Below are 20,185 nucleotides of genomic sequence, written 5' to 3'. Positions count from 1 at the left end.
AGGGAACGGCGCGAACGGCACCGTCGACATGCAGGCAACCGGCTGGTTGCCGTCGCGTCCCTGCGGAGCGTCGAAGCGCTTGAATGTTGCCGCGAGGTTAAGGGTGGCTTCACGCACGATGCAAGAGCTCCAATGGAAAATGCCACCGCCAACATGAACAGGACTTTCTTGGAAACTTTCTCTTGACAGCCCTTGGGGTGCATGCCAGCGTCGAAGCGCTTCAACGCACCATCCTCACCACCGCTCTCGGACGACCGGAGCCGGCCATCCGGCCCTGCCGTCCGGGGCGTTCCACCCTGCCTCACACACCTGCAAGGGACTTCCGCCTGTGAGCACTGCTGCCGTCACGCTGCCCTTCCGCGATCCAGGGCTCCCGCTCGCCGAGCGCGTCGAGGACCTGCTCTCCCGGCTGACCCTCGAGGAGCGGATCGCGATGCTGCACCAGTACTCGCCCGCGATCCCGCGTCTCGGGGTCGCCGAGTTCCGCACCGGCACCGAGACCCTGCACGGCGTGTCGTGGCTGGGCGAGGCCACCACCTTCCCGCAGGCCGTGGGCCTCGGCGCGACCTGGGACGAGGACCTGGTCCATGAGGTGGCGGCGGCGATCTCCGTCGAGCAGCGGGCGTTCCACCATCATCGGCCGCCCGTCATCGGCACCGGCCGCAACAGCCTGCAGGGGTGGGCACCGGTGGTGAACCTGCTGCGGGACCCGCGCTGGGGCCGCAACGAGGAGGGCTACTCCGAGGACCCGCTGCTGTCCGCCCGGCTGGGTACGGCGTTCTGCCGGGGCATGACCGGCGACCACCCGACGTACCTGCGCACAGCCCCGGTACTCAAGCACTTCCTCGCCTACAACAATGAGGACGACCGCTGCACCACCTCCTCGGCGATTCGGCCCCGGGTCCTGCACGAGTACGACCTGGCCGCCTTCCGCCTGGCCGTCGCCACCGGCGCGGCGACCGGCGTCATGGCCGCCTACAACCTCGTCAACGGCCGCCCCTGCCACGTCAGCCCCCTGCTCGAGCAGGAGCTGCGCCGCTGGGCCGAGCCCACCGGCCACGAGCTGTTCGTCGTCAGCGACGCCGAAGCCCCCTCCAACCTGGTCGACCCGGAGCACTACTTCGACGACCACGCCGCCTCCCACGCCACCGCACTCAAGGCCGGCATCGACTCCTTCACCGACCACGGCGAGGACAGCGCCGTCACCATCGGCCGGATCACCGCCGCCCTCGAGCGCGCCCTGCTGACCCGGGACGACATCGACCGGGCGGTGCGCCGCCAGCTGTCGATCCGCTTCCGCCTCGGCGAGTTCGACCCCGAACTCGACCCCTACGCCGGAATCGGCTGGGACGTCGTCAACTCCCCCGCACACCAGGCCCTCGCGCTGCGCGCCGCCACCGAACAGGTGGTGCTGCTCAAGAACACCGGGCTACTGCCGCTGGCTCCGGAGCGGCGGATCGCGGTGGTCGGGCCGCTGGCTTGCACCCTGTTCGAGGACTGGTACAGCGGCACCCACCCCTACCGCGTCACCGTCTGCGACGGCCTCGGCGTCGAAGGGGTGGAGGGCGTGGACCGGATCGTGCTGCGCACCACCGACGGGCGAGCGGTCACCGCCGTGGGCGAGGACGGCCTGCTGGTGCTCGGCCCGGCCCAGGACACGGACGCCGCCGCCCAGTTCGACCTGTTCGACTGGGACCTGGGCGTGCTCACCCTCCGCTCCGCCGCCACCGGCCGGTACGCCTCCCTGCGCGACGGCGACCAGCGCGTCACCGCCAACCGCGACCAGCCCGGCGACTGGTTCGTGCACGAGACCTTCCACCTCGAACCGGCCACCGACGGCACCGAGGTGCTGCGCAACCAGTTCACCGGCCGCTACGCCCAGGCCGACCCCGCCACCGGCGAGCTGACCATGACCGCCGACACCCACGAGCAGGCCCTGCGGTTCACCCGCACCACCGTCCGCGACGGCATCATCTCAGCCGTAGCCGCCGCCCAAGCCGCGGACGTGACCATCGTCGTGCTCGGCAACGACCCTCACATCAACGGCCGCGAGACCCAGGACCGCGCCGGGCTGCGGCTTCCCCCGCAGCAGGACCGGCTGCTGCGTGAAGTCGCCGCCGTCCAACCCGACACCGTTCTCGTCGTCATGTCCAGCTACCCCTACGCGGTGAACTGGGCCGACCAGCACCTGCCCGCCATCGTGTGGACCTCCCACGCCGGCCAGGAGACCGGCCGCGCCCTCGCCGCCGTCCTGCGCGGTGACACCGACGCCAGCGGCCGCCTCCCCCAGACCTGGTACCGCAGCGACGACGAACTCCCCGCACCCCTCGACTACGACATCATCAAGGCCGGCTGGACCTACCAGTACCACCAGACCGCACCCCTCTACCCCTTCGGCCACGGCCTGTCCTACACCACCTTCGACTACGGCGAACTCAAGCTGCGCCGAACCGAGTTGGACGCGGACGTAGAGATCACCGCCGCCCTCACCGTGACCAACACCGGCACCCGCCCCGGCACCGAAACCGTCCAGCTCTACACCCGCCACCTCGACGCCCGCTACCACGCGCCCCAGCTCCGCCTCGCCGCCTACCGCAAAGTCCGCCTCGCGGCAGGCGCGACCACCGAGCTCGAGTTCACCCTCCCCGCCACAGACGCCCTCGCCCACTGGGACGTGACCACCAGCGCCTTCACCGTTCACCCCGGCCGCTACGAACTGATCACCGCCCGCTCGGCAACCCAGCCGGTCCGCAGCGCCACCCTCACCGTCACCGGCCCTGCTCCGGAGCCTCGCCGTGTCCTCGAAGCCCCGCTCCACGCCGCCGACTTCGACGACTACGAGAACATCACCCTCGTCGACGCCACCCCCACCCACGGCGATGCCGTCACCCCCACCGCCGACCACGGCGAACTCCTCTTCCGCGACGTCGACCTCACCGGCGCCGGCTCCGTGGCCCTCCAGGTCTCCCGCACCACCCCCGGCACCGCCCAGCTCCAACTCTGGGCCGGAGACCGCCTGCTGACCACCGTCACGGTGCCCTCCACCGGCGACCGCCACACCTGGATCACCGTCCTCGCCGACCTCACCGAACACCGACCCACCGGTGTCCACGACCTCCGCATCATCTTCAGCGGCGAACAACGCCTCACCGCCCTCACCTTCACCCCCTGAGAGCCAACGGCGGCCGTACTCCTGTGAGGGGAGGCACGGCCGTCGTCCCCAACGCTCTCCTTCCGTTTCCCTGCCGAGGACCTGACTGCCCTATGCCGACGCCCCAGCCGTCCACCGTCGCGACGAACCCGGTGATCCCGGGCTTCCATCCGGACCCGAGCATCTGCCGGGTCGGCGAGGACTACTACCTCGCCTGCTCCAGCTTCGAGTACTTCCCCGGCGTGCCGATCTTCCACAGTCGCGACCTGGTGAACTGGACGCAGATCGGCAACGTCCTCGACCGGCCGAGCCAGCTGCGGCTGCCCGTGGAGACGTCCTCGTCCGGAGGCATCTACGCGCCGACCCTGCGCCATCACGACGGGCGCTTCTGGCTCATGGTCACCAACGTCTCCGGCGGCGGGAACCTGGTGGTCACCGCGACCGATCCGGCCGGCCCCTGGTCCGAGCCCGTTCACGCGCCCGGCGTGCCCGGCATCGACCCGGACCTGGCCTGGGACGAGGACGGCGACTGCTGGTGCACCTTCGCAGGCGTCGGGCAGGTGCGGTTCAACCCGTACACCGGCGAGACCCTGGGCGAGCCGTACCGTGTGTGGTCCGGCACGCCCGGTGCCGCCGCGCCCGAGGCGCCGCACCTGTACCGGATCGGCGAGTACTGGTACCTGATGATCGCCGAGGGCGGCACCGAACGCGGCCACGCCGTCTCCATCGCCCGTGGCCCCTCCCCCAGCGGGCCCTTCGAGCCGTGCCCCGCGAATCCGATCCTGACCCACCGCAGCACGACCAAGCCCGTGCAGAACACCGGGCACGCCGACCTGGTCCAGGCTCCGGACGGGAGTTGGTGGATGGTGCTGCTGGGCGTCAGGCCTCAGGGCGGCACCCCGGGCTGGCACGTGCTGGGACGTGAGACCTTCCTGGCCCCGGTCACCTGGGAGGACGGCTGGCCCGTGGTCGGCGAAGTCGGCCTCGAAGTCGCGGAACTTCCCTGGCAGGTGTCGCCGCCTCAGCCGCCGGCCGAACGGGACGACTTCGACTCGGCCGAGCTCCGGCCCTGCTGGATCTCGCTGCGGGACCGCCCGGCGGACCTGGTCGACACAAAGGAGCGCGGCGGCTGGCTGGCCCTGCGCGCCCGCGGCAGCTCCCTCGACGAGCCGGACGTCGTCTTCGTCGGCCGCCGCCAGCAGCACCTCGCCTTCGAGGCGCGCACGCTGATCGACCCCGGTACGGGCACCGGCGGCCTGGCCGTGCGACTGGACGAGCGCCACCACTACGCGATCGAGGCCGACACCGACGGGCGGGTCCGGGTGATCGCCCGGATCGGCACGGTCCGGTCTGTCGTCGCCGAGCGCGCGCTCCCCGCAGGCCCGTTGGTCCTGTCCGTGCGCACCGGCCCGGCCCCCGAGCCGCACGACGCGCGCAGGGGCCCGGACTCGCTCGTCTTCGCGGTCGGCACGGCGGACGGCACCACGAGCGAGCTGGCGTCGGTGGACGGCCGCTACCTGTCCACGGAGGTCGCCGGCGGCTTCACCGGCCGCGTGATCGGCATGTACGCCGCCGCGGGCACGGTCTGCTTCGACTGGTTCGAGTACGAGCCTCTCCCGCTCTCCTGAGCACGCATCAGGAACCTTCTCGCCCCGCCACCCATTTCATCCGAAGGGACGAACCGTGAACGACGCACAGCAGAAGGGCACACCGCGCGCCGCCCGCCCACACAACCGCCGCCTGCACCGGACGGCCGGGCTCCTGGCGGCCGTGGTCACCGCCGGCAGCCTCACCTGCGGCACCGCCGTCGCCTCACCGGCCGGCCAGACGCCGGCAGCAGCGGACCACACCCCCCGTAGCGCGATGGCCGCCGTGGCCCAGATGCAGCCCAGCTGGAACCTCGGCAACACCTTCGACGCGTTCCCCGACGAGAACTCGTGGGGCAACCCGCTCACCACCAAGGCCACGTTCGACGGTCTCCGCGCCCAGGGCTTCCGCAGCGTCCGGATTCCCGTCACCTGGTACCCCCACCAGTCCGACACCGCCCCGTACACCATCGACCCCGTGTGGATGAAGCGGGTCAAGCAGGTGGTCGACTGGGCGTTGGAGGACGGCCTCTACGTCGAGATCAACGTCCACCACGACTCGTGGAAGTGGATCGCCAACATGTCCACCGACCACGACAACGTGATGACGCGGTTCAAGTCGACATGGCAGCAGATCGCCACCGCCTTCAAGGACGAGCCGCGCAAGCTGCTCATGGAGAGCGTCAACGAGCCGCAGTTCTCCAACGCGACCGACACCCAGAAGACCCAGTACCTGCGGGAACTCAACACCTCGTTCTACGACGTCGTGCGCAACTCCGGCGGCGGAAACAAGGACCGCCTGCTCGTCCTGCCCTCGGAGGAGACCAACTCCGCCCAGCACTGGCTCGACGACCTGTCCACGACGATGAGCTCGCTGCACGACCCCAACCTGGTCGCCACCGTGCACTACTACAGCTGGTACCCGTTCAGCGTGAACATCGCGAACGGGACCACCTACGACGCAACGGCCCAGAAGGACCTGACCGACGGCTTCGCCCGCGTGCACGACACCTTCGTGGCCAAGGGCATCCCGGTCTACCTCGGCGAGTACGGCCTGCTCACCTCGCCGTACTCCGGCGTGGTCGAACGCGGCGAGATGCTGAAGTACTTCGAGCACGTCAACTACGAGGCGCGGATCAACGGCATGACCTCCGCCGTCTGGGACGCCGCCAACGACTTCCTGAACCGCTCCACCATGCAGTGGCAGGTCCCCGAGATGAAGGCCCTGATCCAGAGCTCCTGGCGGACCCGCTCGGGCACCGCATCCACCGACAACGTCTTCCTGCCGACGTCCGGTCCCATCGCGGCGCAGACCCTCACGCTCAACCGCAACGGCCTTTCGTTCACCGGCCTCTGGCAGGGCGACCGCCCGCTGATCCCGTTCGTCGACTACACCCTCAACGGCGACCGGCTGACCCTGACCGCCCACGCCCTCACCCGGCTCGCCGGCGACCGTGCTGCCGGCGTCAACGCCACCCTCGAGGCCCGGTACTCCGACGGCGTCCCGTGGAAACTCTTCGTGCGCTCGTACGACAAGCCGGTGATGACCAACGCCACCGGAACCGAGGACGGACTCACCATCCCCACCCGGTTCAACGGTGACCTGATGGCCAACGTCGAGTCCACCTACGCCGACGGCACCGCCGCCGGCCCGGCCTCCTGGACCACCTTCCAGTCGTTCGCCAACTACGGCGCCGACTACGGTGGCAACACCACCACCGTCAAGGCCGACTTCCTCAAGACGCTCAGGGACGGCGCCCCGGTGACGCTCACCTTCCACTTCTGGAGCGGCGCCACCGTCACCTACCACCTGACCAAGTCCGGCACCACCGTCACCGGCACCGCCTCCTGAGCCCGGACGCGCCGGTACCGCGAGCCTCTCCGGTGCGGAGCCTCCCCGGGACTGCGCACCGGAGAACTCATGTCAACTTCACGACTTCCAAGGGAAGTTCGGCCGCCGGGACGACCCGGCCGGAGACCGCCGCGACCACGCTTCCGCCCCGCGTGTCCGGCGGCCAGGCGCACCCACCCCTTCAGGAAAGTTTCGTTCATACGCCTGCGAGGAGTGACCATTGTCCGCACGACACCGGAGGCGGCACCGCCGGGCCTGGCCTTGGGCGGCGACTACAACCCCGAGCAGCGGGACGCGGCCGTCGGGTGGTTCTCCCTGTCCGAGGCCCTGCCGGTCACCGCTCAGGGCGTGCGGCTCACCCACGGCAGCCGCGACTCCTACTGCCTCGCCGCCCCGGTCCACCGCGTGGCGGCCCGCCGCCGCGCTGGCCGAACGCTACGGCGACCAGCCCGCCGTAGCGCTCTGGCGTCCACGACGAGTACGCCACGCTGTGCTGGTGCGACCACGTCGTCGCCGCCTTCCGGACCTGGCTGCGCGCCCGGCACGGTTCCCGCGACGCCCTCGACAAAGCCTGGAGGACCGCCTTCTGGAGCCAGCGGTACGGCAGTTGGGCCAGGCGTCGCCGCCGCGCGCCAGCCGGTGGCACCGCAACCCCGGGCAGAACCCCGGCGGACGGGCCTGGCATTTCCTGCTCAACCACCGCCGAGAAACGGTGTCACTGCCCGACCCCGGCCACGCCCTGCTGACCGGCACCTGCGTCACCGAACTGCCTCCCGGCGGCTGCGTCGTACTCCGAAGGTTCTGAACTCCCCTGCCCGCCTTGGCCATTCATCCGGAAAGGAATCCCCGTGACCGAGGAATCCCCCACCATCCGCTGGGGCCACGACGCCCTCCGCCTGGAGATCGGCACCGACCCGGACGGCCCGCCACGGCTGCGCCGGATCGGCGTCCCCGGGCAACTGCCCGCGGAACCGCCCGCGGCAGCGCCCCTGCCGCTCGTCGAAGCCACCACCACCAACCACGGCCACCACTGGTCCGGACACCGGGTGATCGACACCGTCATCGGCGCCGACCTGCGCTACCGCGGGCACACCGCAGCCCGGGACGGCGACTGGCACCGGCTGACCGTCCAGCTCCATGACCCGGCCGGCGGACTGGCCGCGGAAGTGGTCCTCAGCTCCCCCGACGGCGTCCCGGCGCTGCGCAGCCAGGTTGTGATCCGCAACGAGAGCACCCGGAGCCTGCGCCTGGAGTCCGTCACCTCCCTCGTGCTGGGCGGCCTCACCGCGGATGCGGACCTCGAGGCGGCCGACCTGCTGTGGGCGGAGAACGACTGGCTCGCCGAGTACCGCTGGCAGCGCCGGCCGATGCGGCTCAGCTCACCGGTCCTCAGCGGCCGCGTCCACTACCGGTACGGCAAGGGCGGCTTCGCCGTCGCCGGACAGGGCACGTGGTCCAGCTGCGACCGGCTGCCGATGGGCGGGCTGACCGACCGCCGGACCGGCCGGACGTGGGTGTGGCAGATCGAGCACAACGGCGGGGGCTGGCACTGGGAGTGCGGCGAGCACGACGACTCCGCATACCTGGCCCTGTCCGGCCCGAGTGCCGGACGGCACGGCTGGTCCCGGCTGCTGGAGCCCGGCGCCTCCTTCGAGACCGTCCCGGTCGCGATCGCCTTCGGCGTCGAAGGACCCGACGAGGCCTTCGCCGCGCTCACCCGGTACCGGCGCGCCGTCCGCCGACCGCACCCCGACCACCGGCGCCTGCCCGTCATCTTCAACGACTACATGAACTGCCTGATGGGCGACCCGACCACGGCCAAACTGCTCCCCCACATCGACGCGGCGGCCGCGGCGGGTGCCGAGTACTTCGTCATCGACGCCGGCTGGTACGACGACGAGGGCAACTGGTGGACCGGCGTCGGCGCCTGGGAGCCTTCGTCCTCCCGCTTCCCCGGGGAGCGCGGCATCCACGAGGTGCTGGACCGCATCCGGCAGCTCGGGATGGTCCCCGGCCTCTGGCTCGAACCCGAAGTCGTCGGCGTGAGCAGCCCGTTGGCCCACTCGCTGCCAGCGGAGGCGTTCTTCCGCCGCGGCGGCGTCCGGGTCGTCGAGACCGGCCGCTACCACCTGGACCTGCGCCACCCGGCCGCACGCGACCACCTCGACCGGGTGGTGGACCGCCTGGTCGGTGAACTCGGTATCGGCTACCTCAAGTTGGACCACAACATCGACCCCGGGCCGGGCACCAGCGGGAACCCGGGCGAGGCTGCCGCCGACGGCCTGCTCGGCCACAACCGCGCCCACCTGGACTGGCTGGACGGCGTCCTGGACCGCCACCCCGAGCTGGTCCTGGAGAACTGCGCCTCCGGCGGCATGCGCACCGACTACGCGCTGCTGTCCCGGCTCCAGCTCCAGTCCACCAGCGATCAGCAGAACCTCGCGCTCTACGCGCCGATCGCGGCCTCCGCACCCACCGCGGTCACCCCCGAACAAGGCGCCGTCTGGGCCTACCCGCAGCCGGAGGACACCCTCGACGAGGTCGCCTTCACCATGGCCAACGCCCTGCTCGGGCGGATCCACCTGTCCGGTCGGCTCCCGGAGCTGTCGCCCGCCGCACAGGACCTGGTCGCCGAGGCGGTGGCCGTGCACAAGGCCCTGCGCGCCGACCTGGCCACCGCGCTGCCCACCTGGCCGCTCGGACTCCCTGCCTGGGACGACCCGTGGATCGCCCTCGGCCTGCACACCCCGGCCACCACCTACCTCACTGTCTGGCGCCGCCCGGACGGGAAGGACACCACCGTGCTCCCGCTGCCGCAGTTCCGTGACGCCGCCGTACACGCGGAGGTGCTGTACCCCTCCACCAGTCAGGCACGCTCCCACTGGAACCGGGAGAGCGCCGCCCTGACGCTGACCCTCCCCGCCGCGCCGTCCGCCGTCGTGCTCCGGCTCGTCCCGGAGACCGGCGGGCAGGAGGCCGCGGGACCGGCGACGCCGACCGGGTGAAGCCTGAGGGCTCCGCCCCGGGCCGGGGATGCCAGAATGACCCCAGCAGGCACGCTCGCACGTCGCAGCCGTCCCTCCCGTACCAGGAGGCGGGTCCCGGGTGGAGCCATGGTCGAGGAAGGGGCGAACGTGACGGACAACGGATCGGGCGAGCCGACGGCGGACGAGCAGAGTTCTCCTGACGACAAGCCGGGTTCCGTCACCATCGCCTACATCGCGGAGTCCGCCGGCGTCTCGATCCCCACCGTCTCCAAGGTGCTCAACGGTCGCTCGGGCGTCTCCGACCAGACCCGGGCCCGCGTCGAAGAACTGATCAGCCGTTACGGCTACCGGAAGTCGGCGGCCAACCGCGCCAACGTGGTGGAGCTGGTCTTCCGGGAGCTGGAGAGCCTGTGGGCGGTGGAGATCATCCGCGGCGTGGAGCGGGTGGCGCGCAGGAACCGCGTCGGCGTCATGGTTTCCGAGCTCGCGCTCCACGACAGCCATCCCATGTCCATCGACGACACTGTCAGGCGCCGTCCCACCTGCGTGCTGTCCGTGTCCCAGCTCTCGCGGAAGGAACGCGAGCAGCTGGAGGCGAGGGGCATCCCGTTCGTCGTCATCCACCCGATCAGCGACCTGCCGGACGACGTGCCCTTCGTCGGTGCCACCAACTTCCGCGGCGGCCACACCGCCGTCCGGCACCTGCTCGGCCTGGGACACCGGCGCATCGCCATGATCACCGGACCGGACCACCCGTACTGCCTGGCCCGCAAGGCCGGATACCTCGCCGCACTGGCCGAGGCCGGCGTCCCCGCCGAGCCCGACCTGCTGGTGCAGACCCAGCTCACCTGCGAGGAGGGGCACGCGGCCGCCCGCGACCTGCTGTCCCGCGACGACCGGCCCACCGCCGTGTTCACCGCGAACGACCTCCAGGCCGTGGGCGTCTACCATGCCGCCCGCGAGCTGGGCCTGTCCATCCCGGCGGACCTGAGCGTCGTCGGCTTCGACGACCTGCCCATCGCGGCCTGGGTGGAACCACCGCTGACGACCGTGCATCAGCCGCTGACCGAAATGGCCGTGGCCGCGACCGAGTTGGCTCTCGAGCTCGGCCGCGGCGAGGAGGTGGGCCAGCTCGGCCTCGAGATCGCCACCACTCTCACCGTCCGGGCCAGCACCGCCCCGCCGAAGGTTCGCCCGGCACGGGCCGCCCGCAAGGAGCCCAGGTAGCACGGGCGAACCGCTGTTCACGGTGCGCCGCCGGGCAGTGCCGCCGACTGCGGCGGCAGTCGCTCAGGACGCCGGCGGGGCGGTGCTGTCCCGGACCACCAGTGACGTGGCGATGTCGAGCCTGGTCTGCGGCACGTCCTCGCCGCTGCCGAGAGCGAGGGCGAGTTCCGCGGCCGCCCTTGCCATGGCCGTCAGCGGCTGGCGCACGGTCGTCAGCGGCGGGTCCATCCACGCTGCGACGGGAAGGTCGTCGAAACTCGCCACACTCAGGTCCCGGGGGATCGACAGACCGAGTTCCCGGGCGGCCTGATACAGGCCGATGGCCTGCATGTCGCTGGCGGTGAACACGGCGGTGGGCCGGTCCGGACGGGACAGCAGCTCACGCGCCGCCGCGTATCCGTCCTCACGGGTCAGCTCGGTGCGAAGGAACAGAGCCGGCTCCCGCCCGAGGCCCGCCTCCTGAAGCGCGGAGGCGTACCCGGCCACCCGGGCCACGCAGAACGAGTGGTCGGGCCCGCTGATCATGCCGATGTGCCGATGTCCCAGGTCTGCCAGATGCCCGACCGCGGCCCGTGCCCCCTTCCAGTGCGTCGCGCTCACGAACGGCACGTCCTCGGCAAGCTCCTCGGCCGGGTCGAACACGACGAAGGGGATTCCCTGGGCCCGCAGTTGCTCCCGCTGGCCCTCCCGCAGGAACGTGACCGACAGTACATCCTGCCCGCGTTGCCCCCCGCTGTCATCGAGGTACACAGCGGTCGCCCGGTCGAAACCGAGCTCCGAGAACACCACCCCGACGCGGTTCTCCCTGGCGACGCGCTCCACACCGCGGAGGATCTCCGCCCCCCACATGTGCACCAGCTCCGGGAACAGGATCTCCACGATGTCGCCCCGGTCACCCCCAGTCGAAGGCTCGCGGCGAGCGTGCTTTCTGATCAGCTCTCCGAACCGTCTCCGGCTGCGGTCCCAGGTCGGGGAACCGTCCTCGAGCACCGAGAGCGCGGGCACCGGCACGCCGTCCATGGGCTCGGGTATGTAGGCGATGGTCGGCCACGGCGGATCCACGAGGCGCGAGCGCTCGTGACCGACCGGGGCACCTGCGGATCGAATATTCGTCACAGCAGCAATTCCTGTTCGCCGTGGCCTGGCCGCCCCTGTCCAGCCAAGAAGCCTGTGCAGGAGCACTGGGACACAGGCTATTCACCAAGTCCTCCGTGCAACAGCTCCCCAGACAAAGCGCTCCACCCGGACACACACAGGGGGCGGGCTCGGCTCTGCCCCGGCGGTTCCGCGGGCGAGGGGGGGACGAAAGTCGTCGTCCCCTCGCTTCCAGACAGTGCTGCGGCAGGACGCCGGGGCCCGCCGCTGCGCTGCCGAGGCCCTGAACGGCATGGTCGGTGTGCAGATGACGACATGGTCTAGATGGCATCCGATCAGCGATGCGGCACCGCACCCACGAGCACCGTCAACGGCGCATGCACCACTCATGCTCCGATGACTCCGTGCCGCGAGCCATCCCGCCTGGACTCGCCCCCGCCGCGGGACCGGGAAGTCATCGGCGAGACATCGGAAGGGACCCGCGGGACGAGCCCGCCGGACACAGGACCTGATCGTCTAGTGAAGGCCGGGAGCAGCAGGCCACCCGCACCGAAAGCACGGCCACGGGCCTTGACCTGGTCAAGGCCCCCGGCTCCCCGGCGACCAGGTCACCATTCAGCGCGCCCTGTCGATCCGTGGCCTGTGACCGGCGCTGACGCCTTGGCGACGGTAGGCACTGAGCCACAGGGAGCTGTACGGCATATGTCTCGGGGCTCGGTGCTGACCAGGTCATCGACTACGTCGACGACCGCTTCGAGAACCACGTGGACGGCGCCGACGTCGTGCTGGACACCGTTGGCGGCGGAACGCTGGCCCGCTCGTGGGCGGCGCTGCGCCCAGGCGGCACCCTGATCAGCATCGTGCAGCCCCCGGATCCCGATGACGCCGCCTCGCGCGGAGCGCGGGGAGTGTTCTTCGTCGTCGAGCCGGACCGTGCCGTTCTGGAGGCCGTCACCGGGCTGATCGCCAATGGCCGCCTCACGCCGGTCGCGGACCGGGCCGTCCCCCGCACCTGACACAACGAGCCCGGTCCCGGCACACGATCTCGGCTCCGGGGTGCCGCAGGAACAGGTGTGAGCGTCTCCGGTGTGCGATCTGGCTGCACGTCGACGTGCAGCCGCTCTTGATGTCGATGGGCACGGTGCCGTAGACGTGGCCCGTGTCGGGGCTGACCCGGCAGTGCAGCATGTGGGTGAGGCGGGCTCCGGTTCGCCCGGCCAGGAGGCGGGCGATCGCCACCAGTTGTGTCTCCTGGCTCCGGAACCTTCGCACGGCCAGACGTACCACCACGGGTCGTCCGCCGCCCGCGGCGTCGGCAGGCGTTCAGACGCGGCTCCGACGGCCACGGCTGCCAAGTGCGGAAGGAGCAGGAATGACCCAGGGCTCGCGGTACGCACCCGGAGCGATGCGTCACGCGCTTTCGAAATTTCGAAGGTGCCGGCGCTCAGTGGCGGCCGGGGGCCGGGCTGTGCTGCTGCGCTCGATCAGGCTGGTGGCCAGGTCCACGCGCAGCGCGGACGGTGGGTTGCCGCGGGCAAGGCCGATCACCATGCGCGCGGCGACCTCGGCCATCTCGGTCAGCGGCTGGCGGACGGTGGTCAGGGGTGGACCGACCCAGCGGGCGATGGGCAGGTCGTCGAAGCCGACGACGCTGAGATCCTCCGGGATGCAAAGGCCCAACTCCCGTGCGGCCTCGTAGAGGCCGAGCGCCTGCAGGTCGTTGCCGGTGAAGATCGCCGTGGGCCGGTCCTTGAGGCTGAGCAGCTCCAGGCCCACCTGGTAGCCGGTTTCGTGGTGGAAGTCGCCCTCGCGGATCAGTTCGGGATCGAAGGCGATGGCGGCCGTCTCCAGCGCGGCCCGATAGCCGTCAATCCGGGCGCGGCTGCACATCATTCGCCGTGGTCCGGCGATCATGCCGATGCGCCGGTGGCCCAGGTCGAGCAGGTGGCGGGTGGCGGCAAGGCCGCCGTTCCAGTTGGTCGTCCCGACCGCCGGCATGTCCGGACCGGGGTCCCCTGCCGGGTCCATCACCACGAACGGGATGTCGCGACTGGTCAGCTCCGCCTGCTGGGCCTTGTCGAGCCCGGACAGCACCAGGACCACGCCCGTGGGGCGGCGGGCGAGCACCCCGTCCATCCAGGACTGCCCAAGGCTGAGCTGGCCCGAGGACTCTGACAGGACGACGCTCATTCCCTCCTCGCGGACGACGTTCTCGACCCCGCGGATGACCTCCATCGCCCAGGCGCTCTCGAACTCGTGGAACACCAGCTCCAGCAATGGGCCGGACGTGGCGCTGTTGCTGCGTCGCCGCTGGTAGCCGTACTGATGCAGCAGCTCCTCCACTCGCTTCCGGGTGGCGGAGGCGACGTCCTCGCGGCCGTTGAGGACTTTCGAAACAGTCGGCGTGGACACCCCCGCTTCGCGCGCGATTTCGGCGAGTGTTGCCGCTCTGGCCACGACCCCTCCTGTGCTGCCCCGGGTGTGCGAAGTACGAAGCCCTCGCGCCTGACGGTACGGATGCTAGCTGGTCAGGACCTCGCCCGTACGTGCCGGTCGAGACGGACCGACCAACTCCTTGACGAGGGTCGATGTTGCGCCTAGGTTTCCCGCATCATTCGGTACCTGCTTCGAAACTATCGACGGATGGCGAGCCATGGGCTTTCTTCGCGTGACCGTTCACAACGGTGCGACCCGGAACAGATTCGCCGCGGTAGCGGCAACGACCGCGCTGGTGCTCGGTCTGACCGCCGCGTGCGGGTCCAGCGGCGGCTCCAACTCCGGGACGATCCGCGTCCTCGTCTACGGGGACGCCGCGAACAAGGTCGAGAAGCAGATGGTCGACACGTTCAACAAGACCTCGAAGGTCAAGGCCGTGCTGGACACCATCCCGGGCGCCGACTACCAGCAAAAGCTCAACACGATCATCAACACCCCGCAGGCCCCGGACATCTTCTTCAACTGGGGCGGCGGCAGCATCGCACCCTTCGCCAGGAAGAACCTCCTGCTCCCCCTGGACGACATGATCGCCAAGGACCCGGGGCTCAAGTCCAACTTCCTCCCCTCGGTGTTCAACACCGCGGTGGTCGACGGCAAGTCCTACGGTGTCCCGATGCGCGGAACGCAGCCCGTGCTGCTCTTCAACAACAAGAAGGTCCTGGCGAGCGCCGGCCTGAGCGTCCCGCGGACCTGGGACGACCTGATCAACGACGTCAAGGTGCTCAAGGCCAAGGGCCTGACCCCGATCGCGCTCGGCGGCGGCGACCAGTGGCCCAGTCTCATGTGGTTCGAGTACGTCTTCGACCGGGTCGCCGGACCGGGCCTGTTCCAGAAGGCGCTCGCAGGTGACAAGAGCGCGTGGGTCGGCCCGGACAGCCAGAAGGCTCTGGGCATGCTGAAGCAGCTGATCGACGCCGGCGCATTCGGCAGCAACTTCGACTCGGTGAAGTTCACCGACGGCGGGTCCCCGGCACTGCTGGCCAAGGGCAAGGCCGCCTTCGAGCTGATGGGTTCCTGGGAGTACTCCACCCAGCAGTCCAACAACCCCGACTTCGCCAAGAACGACCTCGGTTACAGCGCCTTCCCGACCGTCAGCGGCGGTAAGGGCGACCAGAAGGACGTCGTCGGCAACACCAACAACTTCTACTCCGTCGTGAAGAAGACCCGGCACCCCGACGCCGTGGCGGCCTTCCTCAAGCTCATGTACTCCGACGAGTTCGTGAAGGCCCAGCTCGCCATCGGCAACCTGCCGACCACCACCAACACCGCCAACTTCCTGTCCACCTCGGCCAGTCCTGACTACTCGAAGTTCCAGTACGACCTGGTCAAGGCGGCACCGTCGTTCCAGCTGTCCTGGGACCAGGCCTACCCGCCGGCGGCGGCCACGCCGCTCCACACGGCCATTCAGAAGTTCTTCGACGGCAAAACCGACGCGGGCGGCTTCATCCAGGCGATGCAGTCGCTGTCCAACTCCTGAGTAGGACCGATGAGCTCACTTTCTCTCGCAGCCGTGTCCGGCCGCCGGCTCAAGGCGCGCCGGGCCGGCGTCGGGGTGACCCGCCCGGGCTTCGCCTGGGCGATACCCGCGACCGTCTTCTTCCTGCTCTTCGCGCTCCTCCCGCTGGTGCTGGTCGCGGTGCTGTCCTTCACCAGCTGGGACGGCGTCACCTCGCCGCACTTCAACGGCCTGGCGAACTGGACCAAGCTGATCCACGACCCGGTGATGACCCAGAGCATCTGGCTGACCGTCGTGCTCACGGTGCTCGGGGTCGTGACGCAGACGCCCGTCAGCATCCTGCTGGGCGTCTGGGCGGCCGGACCCCAGCGCAACCGGGCCGTGCTGTCCGCGATCTTCTTCGTCCCCCTGCTGCTCTCGGCGACCGCGGTCTCGGTGCTGTGGCGCGCCCTGCTCGACCCCAACTTCGGCATCCCGGGCCAGCTTCCCTGGCTGTTCGGCAACGGCAACCTGCTCGGCAGCCAGGCCGGTTCGATCGCGGTGCTGACCTTCGTCGGAATGTGGCAGTTCACCCCCCTGCACGCGCTGCTCTACCAGGGCGGCGCCCGCGCGGTTCCGCAGGTGCTCTACCAGGCCGCGGCGATCGACGGGGCCGGCACCGTGCGGCAGTTCTTCCACATCACCCTGCCGCAACTGCGCAACACCATGATCACCTCGATGATCCTCATGGTCGTCGGGGGGCTCACCACCTTCGACACCGTGCTGATCCTCACCCAGGGTGGCCCCGGCACCGACACCACGGTCAGCGCCTACTACATGTACGAGCAGGGCTTCAAGGAATTCGACTTCGGCGCCGGCTCGGCCATCGCGCTGGTCCTGGTCGTGGTCGCCACCCTCATCTCCCTGGCCGTGGTCCGGCTCTCCGGCTACGACAAGATGCGCAGCACGGCGGAGGGGATCTGATGCGCCAGCGCCCCAACTACCTTGCCGGACTGGGCTCCCTGATATGGCTCGCTCTGATCGGTCTGCCGCTCTACGTGCTGCTGATGGCGACCCTGCGCACCACCTCCAACTACTCCAGCCAGGGCCCGCTGAGCTTTCCGTCGCAGCTGACCCTGAGCAACTACTTCAACGCGTTCTCCAACGGCTTCGGCCAGGACTTCCTCAACACCCTGATCGTCACGGTCAGCGTCGTCGGCATCGTGCTGCTGGTGGTGCCGCCGCTCGCCTACGCCATCGTGCGCGCCCAGGGCCGGACCATCACCGTCGTGTTCCGGGTCTTCCTGCTGGGACTCGCGGTCCCCGCGCAGGCGGTGATCGTGCCGATGTTCTACGTGATCAGCCAGGCCGGGTTCTACGACCACCTGCTCGGCGTCATCCTGCCCACCGCCGCGTTCTCGCTGCCGGTGTGCACCCTGGTGCTGACCGGAGCGATGCGCGACATCACCCCCGACCTGTACGAAGCCATGGCGATGGACGGAGCCTCCCCGGGGCGGGTCTTCAGGCAGCTGGTGCTGCCGCTGTCGAAAGGCGGGCTCTCCTCCATCGTCGTCTTCTCGGCCCTGCAGGCCTGGAACGGCTTCCTCTTCCCGCTGATCCTGACCCAGTCGGACTCGACCAAGGTGATCACCCTCGGTCTGTACAACTTCCAGACCGAACACGGCGTCGACGTCCCCGGACTGCTCAGTGCCGTGGTGCTGTCCATGCTCCCCATCTTCATCGTCTACCTGTTCGCCCGCCGCGCCCTGGTCCAGGGGCTCATGGGGGTCGGAGGAAAGTGACCGGCGACATGAACCCCACCGTCGAGTTCGCCACCCCTGTGTGGCGGGACGTCTCGCTCGACCCCGCGATCAGGGCCGACGCCCTGATCGCGGCGATGACCCTGCGGGAGAAGACAGCGCAGTTGGTCGGCGTCTGGGTGGGCGCCTCCGACGAGGGCGGCGAGGTCGCCCCGCATCAGCACGAGATGGAGGAGCCGCCGGACCTGGACGAGCTGCTGCCGCACGGTCTGGGCCAGCTGACCCGGCCCTTCGGTACCGTTCCCGTGGACGCCGCCGTCGGTGCGCTCTCCCTCGCCCGCTCCCAGCAGCGCATCGCCGCCGCCAACCGATTCGGCATACCCGCGATCGCCCACGAGGAGTGCCTGGCCGGGTTCGCGGCCTGGGGGGCGACCGCCTACCCGGTCCCGCTGTCCTGGGGAGCGACCTTCAACCCCGAGCTGGTGCGCACCATGGCCACCGCCATCGGGACCGACATGCGCGCCGTCGGCGTCCACCAGGGCCTCGCGCCCGTGCTCGACGTGGTGCGCGACGCCCGCTGGGGCCGCGTCGAGGAGACCATCGGCGAGGACCCGTACCTGGTCGGCACCATCGCCACCGCCTACGTGCAGGGCCTGGAGTCCGCCGGGATCGTCGCCACGCTCAAGCACTTCGCCGGCTACTCCGCCTCGCGGGCCGGCCGCAACCTCGCACCGGTCACCATGGGCGCCCGTGAGCGCGCCGACGTCATCCTTCCCCCGTTCGAGATGGCGCTACGCGAGGGCCGACCGCGCTCGGTCATGCACGCCTACACCGACACCGACGGCATCCCCTCGGCCGCCGACCAGGAACTGCTCACCGGTCTGCTCCGGGACACCTGGGGCTTCGACGGGACGGTGGTGGCGGACTACTTCGGCATCGCCTTCCTCAAGCTCCTGCACGGTGTCGCCGGAAGCTGGGACGAGGCTGCCGGGCTCGCCCTAGCCAGCGGCGTCGACGTCGAGCTGCCGACCGTCAAGACATTCGGACAGCCGCTGCTCGACGCGGTCGAGGCCGGCACCGTCCCTGAGGAACTGATCGATCGCGCCCTGCGCCGGGTCCTCATCCAGAAGGCGCAGCTAGGCCTGCTCGACCCTGACTGGAACCCGCTTCCGCCGGCGCTCTGCGGAGGGAATCCGACCGATCCCGAGGCGCTGCGCGGCAGCGTCGACCTGGACCCCCCGGCCAACCGGCTGCTGGCGCGCGAGCTGGCGGAGCAGGCCGTCGTGCTGCTGCGCAACGACGGCACGCTGCCGCTCGGCCGCCCCCGCCGGATCGCGCTGATCGGCCCCAACGCCGACACCCCGACGGCGGTGCTGGGCTGCTACTCCTTCCCCGTGCACGTCGGCTCACACCACCCAAAGGTCCCGACCGGCATCGCACTGCCCACGCTGCGTGAGACCTTGGCGGCCGAGTTCCCGGACGCCGAGATCTTCTCCGCGCCTGGTGCGACGGTCGACGGGGACAGCACGGCCGGCTTCGCCGAGGCGGTCGCGGCGGCCCGCGTCGCCGACGTCGTGGTGCTCGCGCTCGGGGACCGTGCCGGCCTGTTCGGCCGCGGCACCAGCGGCGAGGGGTGTGACGTCGAGTCGATGCAACTGCCTGGCGTGCAGGAGCAGTTGCTCGACGCCCTGCTGGATGCCGGCACGCCCGTGGTGCTCGTCATGCTGGCGGGCCGCCCTTACGCGCTGGGTCGCGCCGAGACGGAGGCGGCGGCGATCCTGCAGTCCTTCTTCCCCGGGGAGGCGGGCACCGAGGCGATCGCCGGCGTGCTCAGCGGACGGGTGAACCCCTCCGGACGGTTGCCCGTGAGTGTGCCGCGGCACAAGGGTGTCCAGCCCTCCACCTACCTGGCCGCCCGGCTGGCCCAGGACAGCGACGTGTCCAGCACCAGCACCAGCGCGGCCTACGGGTTCGGCCACGGGCTCGGCTACACGGAATTCGAGTGGTCCGCGCTCGACGTCAGCGTCGCGGAGACCGGCACCGACGGCAGCTTCCGGATCGCCTTCGAGGTCCGCAACACCGGCGAACGCCCAGGCTGCGAGGTGGTGCAGTTCTACCTGCACGACCCGGTGGCCTCCGTGGTCCAGCCGGTGCAGCGCCTCGTCGGCTACCGGCGTCTCCCGCTCGGAACCCGGGGAGTCTGCCGGGTTCTCCTGGAACTGCCCGCGGACCTGGCCTCCTTCACCGGCCGCGGAGGCCGTCGCATCGTCGAACCCGGCGAGCTGGAGCTGCGGATCTCCGCCAGCAGCACCGACCACCGCATCACGGTCCCGCTGCACCTGACCGGCCCGGTCCGAGAGGTCGACCACACCCGCAGGCTGCACCCCGTCGTCACCGTCGAGCCCCGCTGACGCAACGAGAGGCCGCGCGTGTACACCGACCTGTGCGGGAGCACCTGCTCGAAGCACCGCAGGGTACGTCCACCTCAGTTGGACACACGCGGGCCAGGCGCGGGCTGGAGGGGGCCGCCCCCTCCAGCCGCAGCGCTGTGACCGGCTTTCCGAACTGACGCGGACTCAACCCGGTGAACCTGCGA

Annotated in this window: 12 protein-coding genes and 1 pseudogene; 11 read left to right on the top strand and 2 right to left on the bottom strand. The window is 70.4% G+C overall.

Translation table 11 applies throughout. From position 1 onward, the window contains the following. Positions 1-328 precede the first annotated feature (328 nt). The 6 genes from ACZ60X_RS11475 (at position 329) to ACZ60X_RS11450 (ending at position 10,803) form a co-directional block, all read left to right on the top strand. Positions 329-3,172 (top strand): glycoside hydrolase family 3 C-terminal domain-containing protein, encoded by a 2,844-nt coding sequence (locus ACZ60X_RS11475; RefSeq protein ID WP_469596410.1) that lies wholly within the window; start codon positions 329-331, stop codon positions 3,170-3,172. Between the two features lie 92 nt (positions 3,173-3,264). Further along, the gene (locus tag ACZ60X_RS11470; RefSeq protein WP_469596408.1) at positions 3,265-4,779 is read left to right on the top strand and encodes a glycoside hydrolase family 43 protein; all 1,515 of its coding nucleotides are present in this window, start codon (positions 3,265-3,267) and stop codon (positions 4,777-4,779) included. A gap of 55 nt (positions 4,780-4,834) precedes the next feature. Continuing rightward, entirely contained in the window at positions 4,835-6,589 is a 1,755-nt protein-coding gene (locus ACZ60X_RS11465; RefSeq protein ID WP_469596405.1) for a cellulase family glycosylhydrolase, read from the top strand. Positions 6,590-7,077: 488 nt separating this feature from the next. After that, complete coding sequence (locus ACZ60X_RS11460) at positions 7,078-7,335, top strand: beta-galactosidase (RefSeq protein ID WP_469597404.1); 258 nt, start codon at positions 7,078-7,080, stop codon at positions 7,333-7,335. Between the two features lie 102 nt (positions 7,336-7,437). Beyond that, positions 7,438-9,594 (top strand): alpha-galactosidase, encoded by a 2,157-nt coding sequence (locus ACZ60X_RS11455; RefSeq protein ID WP_469596403.1) that lies wholly within the window; start codon positions 7,438-7,440, stop codon positions 9,592-9,594. Positions 9,595-9,723: 129 nt separating this feature from the next. Continuing rightward, entirely contained in the window at positions 9,724-10,803 is a 1,080-nt protein-coding gene (locus ACZ60X_RS11450; RefSeq protein ID WP_469596400.1) for a LacI family DNA-binding transcriptional regulator, read from the top strand. A 63-nt stretch (positions 10,804-10,866) separates the two neighbouring features. On the opposite strand, the gene ACZ60X_RS11445 is transcribed toward ACZ60X_RS11450, so the two are convergent. Next, entirely contained in the window at positions 10,867-11,985 is a 1,119-nt protein-coding gene (locus tag ACZ60X_RS11445; RefSeq protein WP_469596397.1) for a substrate-binding domain-containing protein, read from the bottom strand. Positions 11,986-12,611: 626 nt separating this feature from the next. Here ACZ60X_RS11445 and ACZ60X_RS11440 point away from each other — a divergent pair. Then, positions 12,612-12,914, top strand: a pseudogene (locus ACZ60X_RS11440) (zinc-binding dehydrogenase); the annotation flags it as partial. Between the two features lie 394 nt (positions 12,915-13,308). Here ACZ60X_RS11440 and ACZ60X_RS11435 read toward each other — a convergent pair. After that, positions 13,309-14,355, bottom strand: a complete 1,047-nt coding sequence (locus tag ACZ60X_RS11435; protein ID WP_469596394.1) for a LacI family DNA-binding transcriptional regulator — start codon at positions 14,353-14,355, stop codon at positions 13,309-13,311. Between the two features lie 196 nt (positions 14,356-14,551). Between ACZ60X_RS11435 and ACZ60X_RS11430 the strand changes: the two genes are divergently transcribed. The 4 genes from ACZ60X_RS11430 to ACZ60X_RS11415 are packed head-to-tail and all read left to right on the top strand — an operon-like array spanning position 14,552 to position 20,000. Further along, positions 14,552-15,871 carry an ABC transporter substrate-binding protein gene (locus ACZ60X_RS11430; RefSeq protein ID WP_469596391.1) on the top strand — a complete coding sequence of 440 codons (1,320 nt, stop codon included), beginning with the start codon at positions 14,552-14,554 and terminating at the stop codon, positions 15,869-15,871. A 9-nt stretch (positions 15,872-15,880) separates the two neighbouring features. After that, positions 15,881-16,813 (top strand): carbohydrate ABC transporter permease, encoded by a 933-nt coding sequence (locus ACZ60X_RS11425; RefSeq protein ID WP_469596389.1) that lies wholly within the window; start codon positions 15,881-15,883, stop codon positions 16,811-16,813. After that, positions 16,813-17,631: a carbohydrate ABC transporter permease gene (locus ACZ60X_RS11420; protein WP_469596388.1), complete on the top strand. Its 819-nt coding sequence runs from the start codon at positions 16,813-16,815 to the stop codon at positions 17,629-17,631. The genes ACZ60X_RS11425 and ACZ60X_RS11420 overlap by 1 nt, the downstream gene beginning before the upstream one ends. Before the next feature lie 8 nt (positions 17,632-17,639). Beyond that, positions 17,640-20,000 carry a beta-xylosidase/alpha-l-arabinosidase gene (locus tag ACZ60X_RS11415; protein ID WP_469596385.1) on the top strand — a complete coding sequence of 787 codons (2,361 nt, stop codon included), beginning with the start codon at positions 17,640-17,642 and terminating at the stop codon, positions 19,998-20,000. Positions 20,001-20,185 lie beyond the last annotated feature (185 nt).

The organism is Streptomyces sp. NPDC104106 (assembly GCF_055584345.1).
Note: the sequence above shows the minus strand (reverse complement) of the source record. Positions and strands in the feature narration are given on the sequence as shown.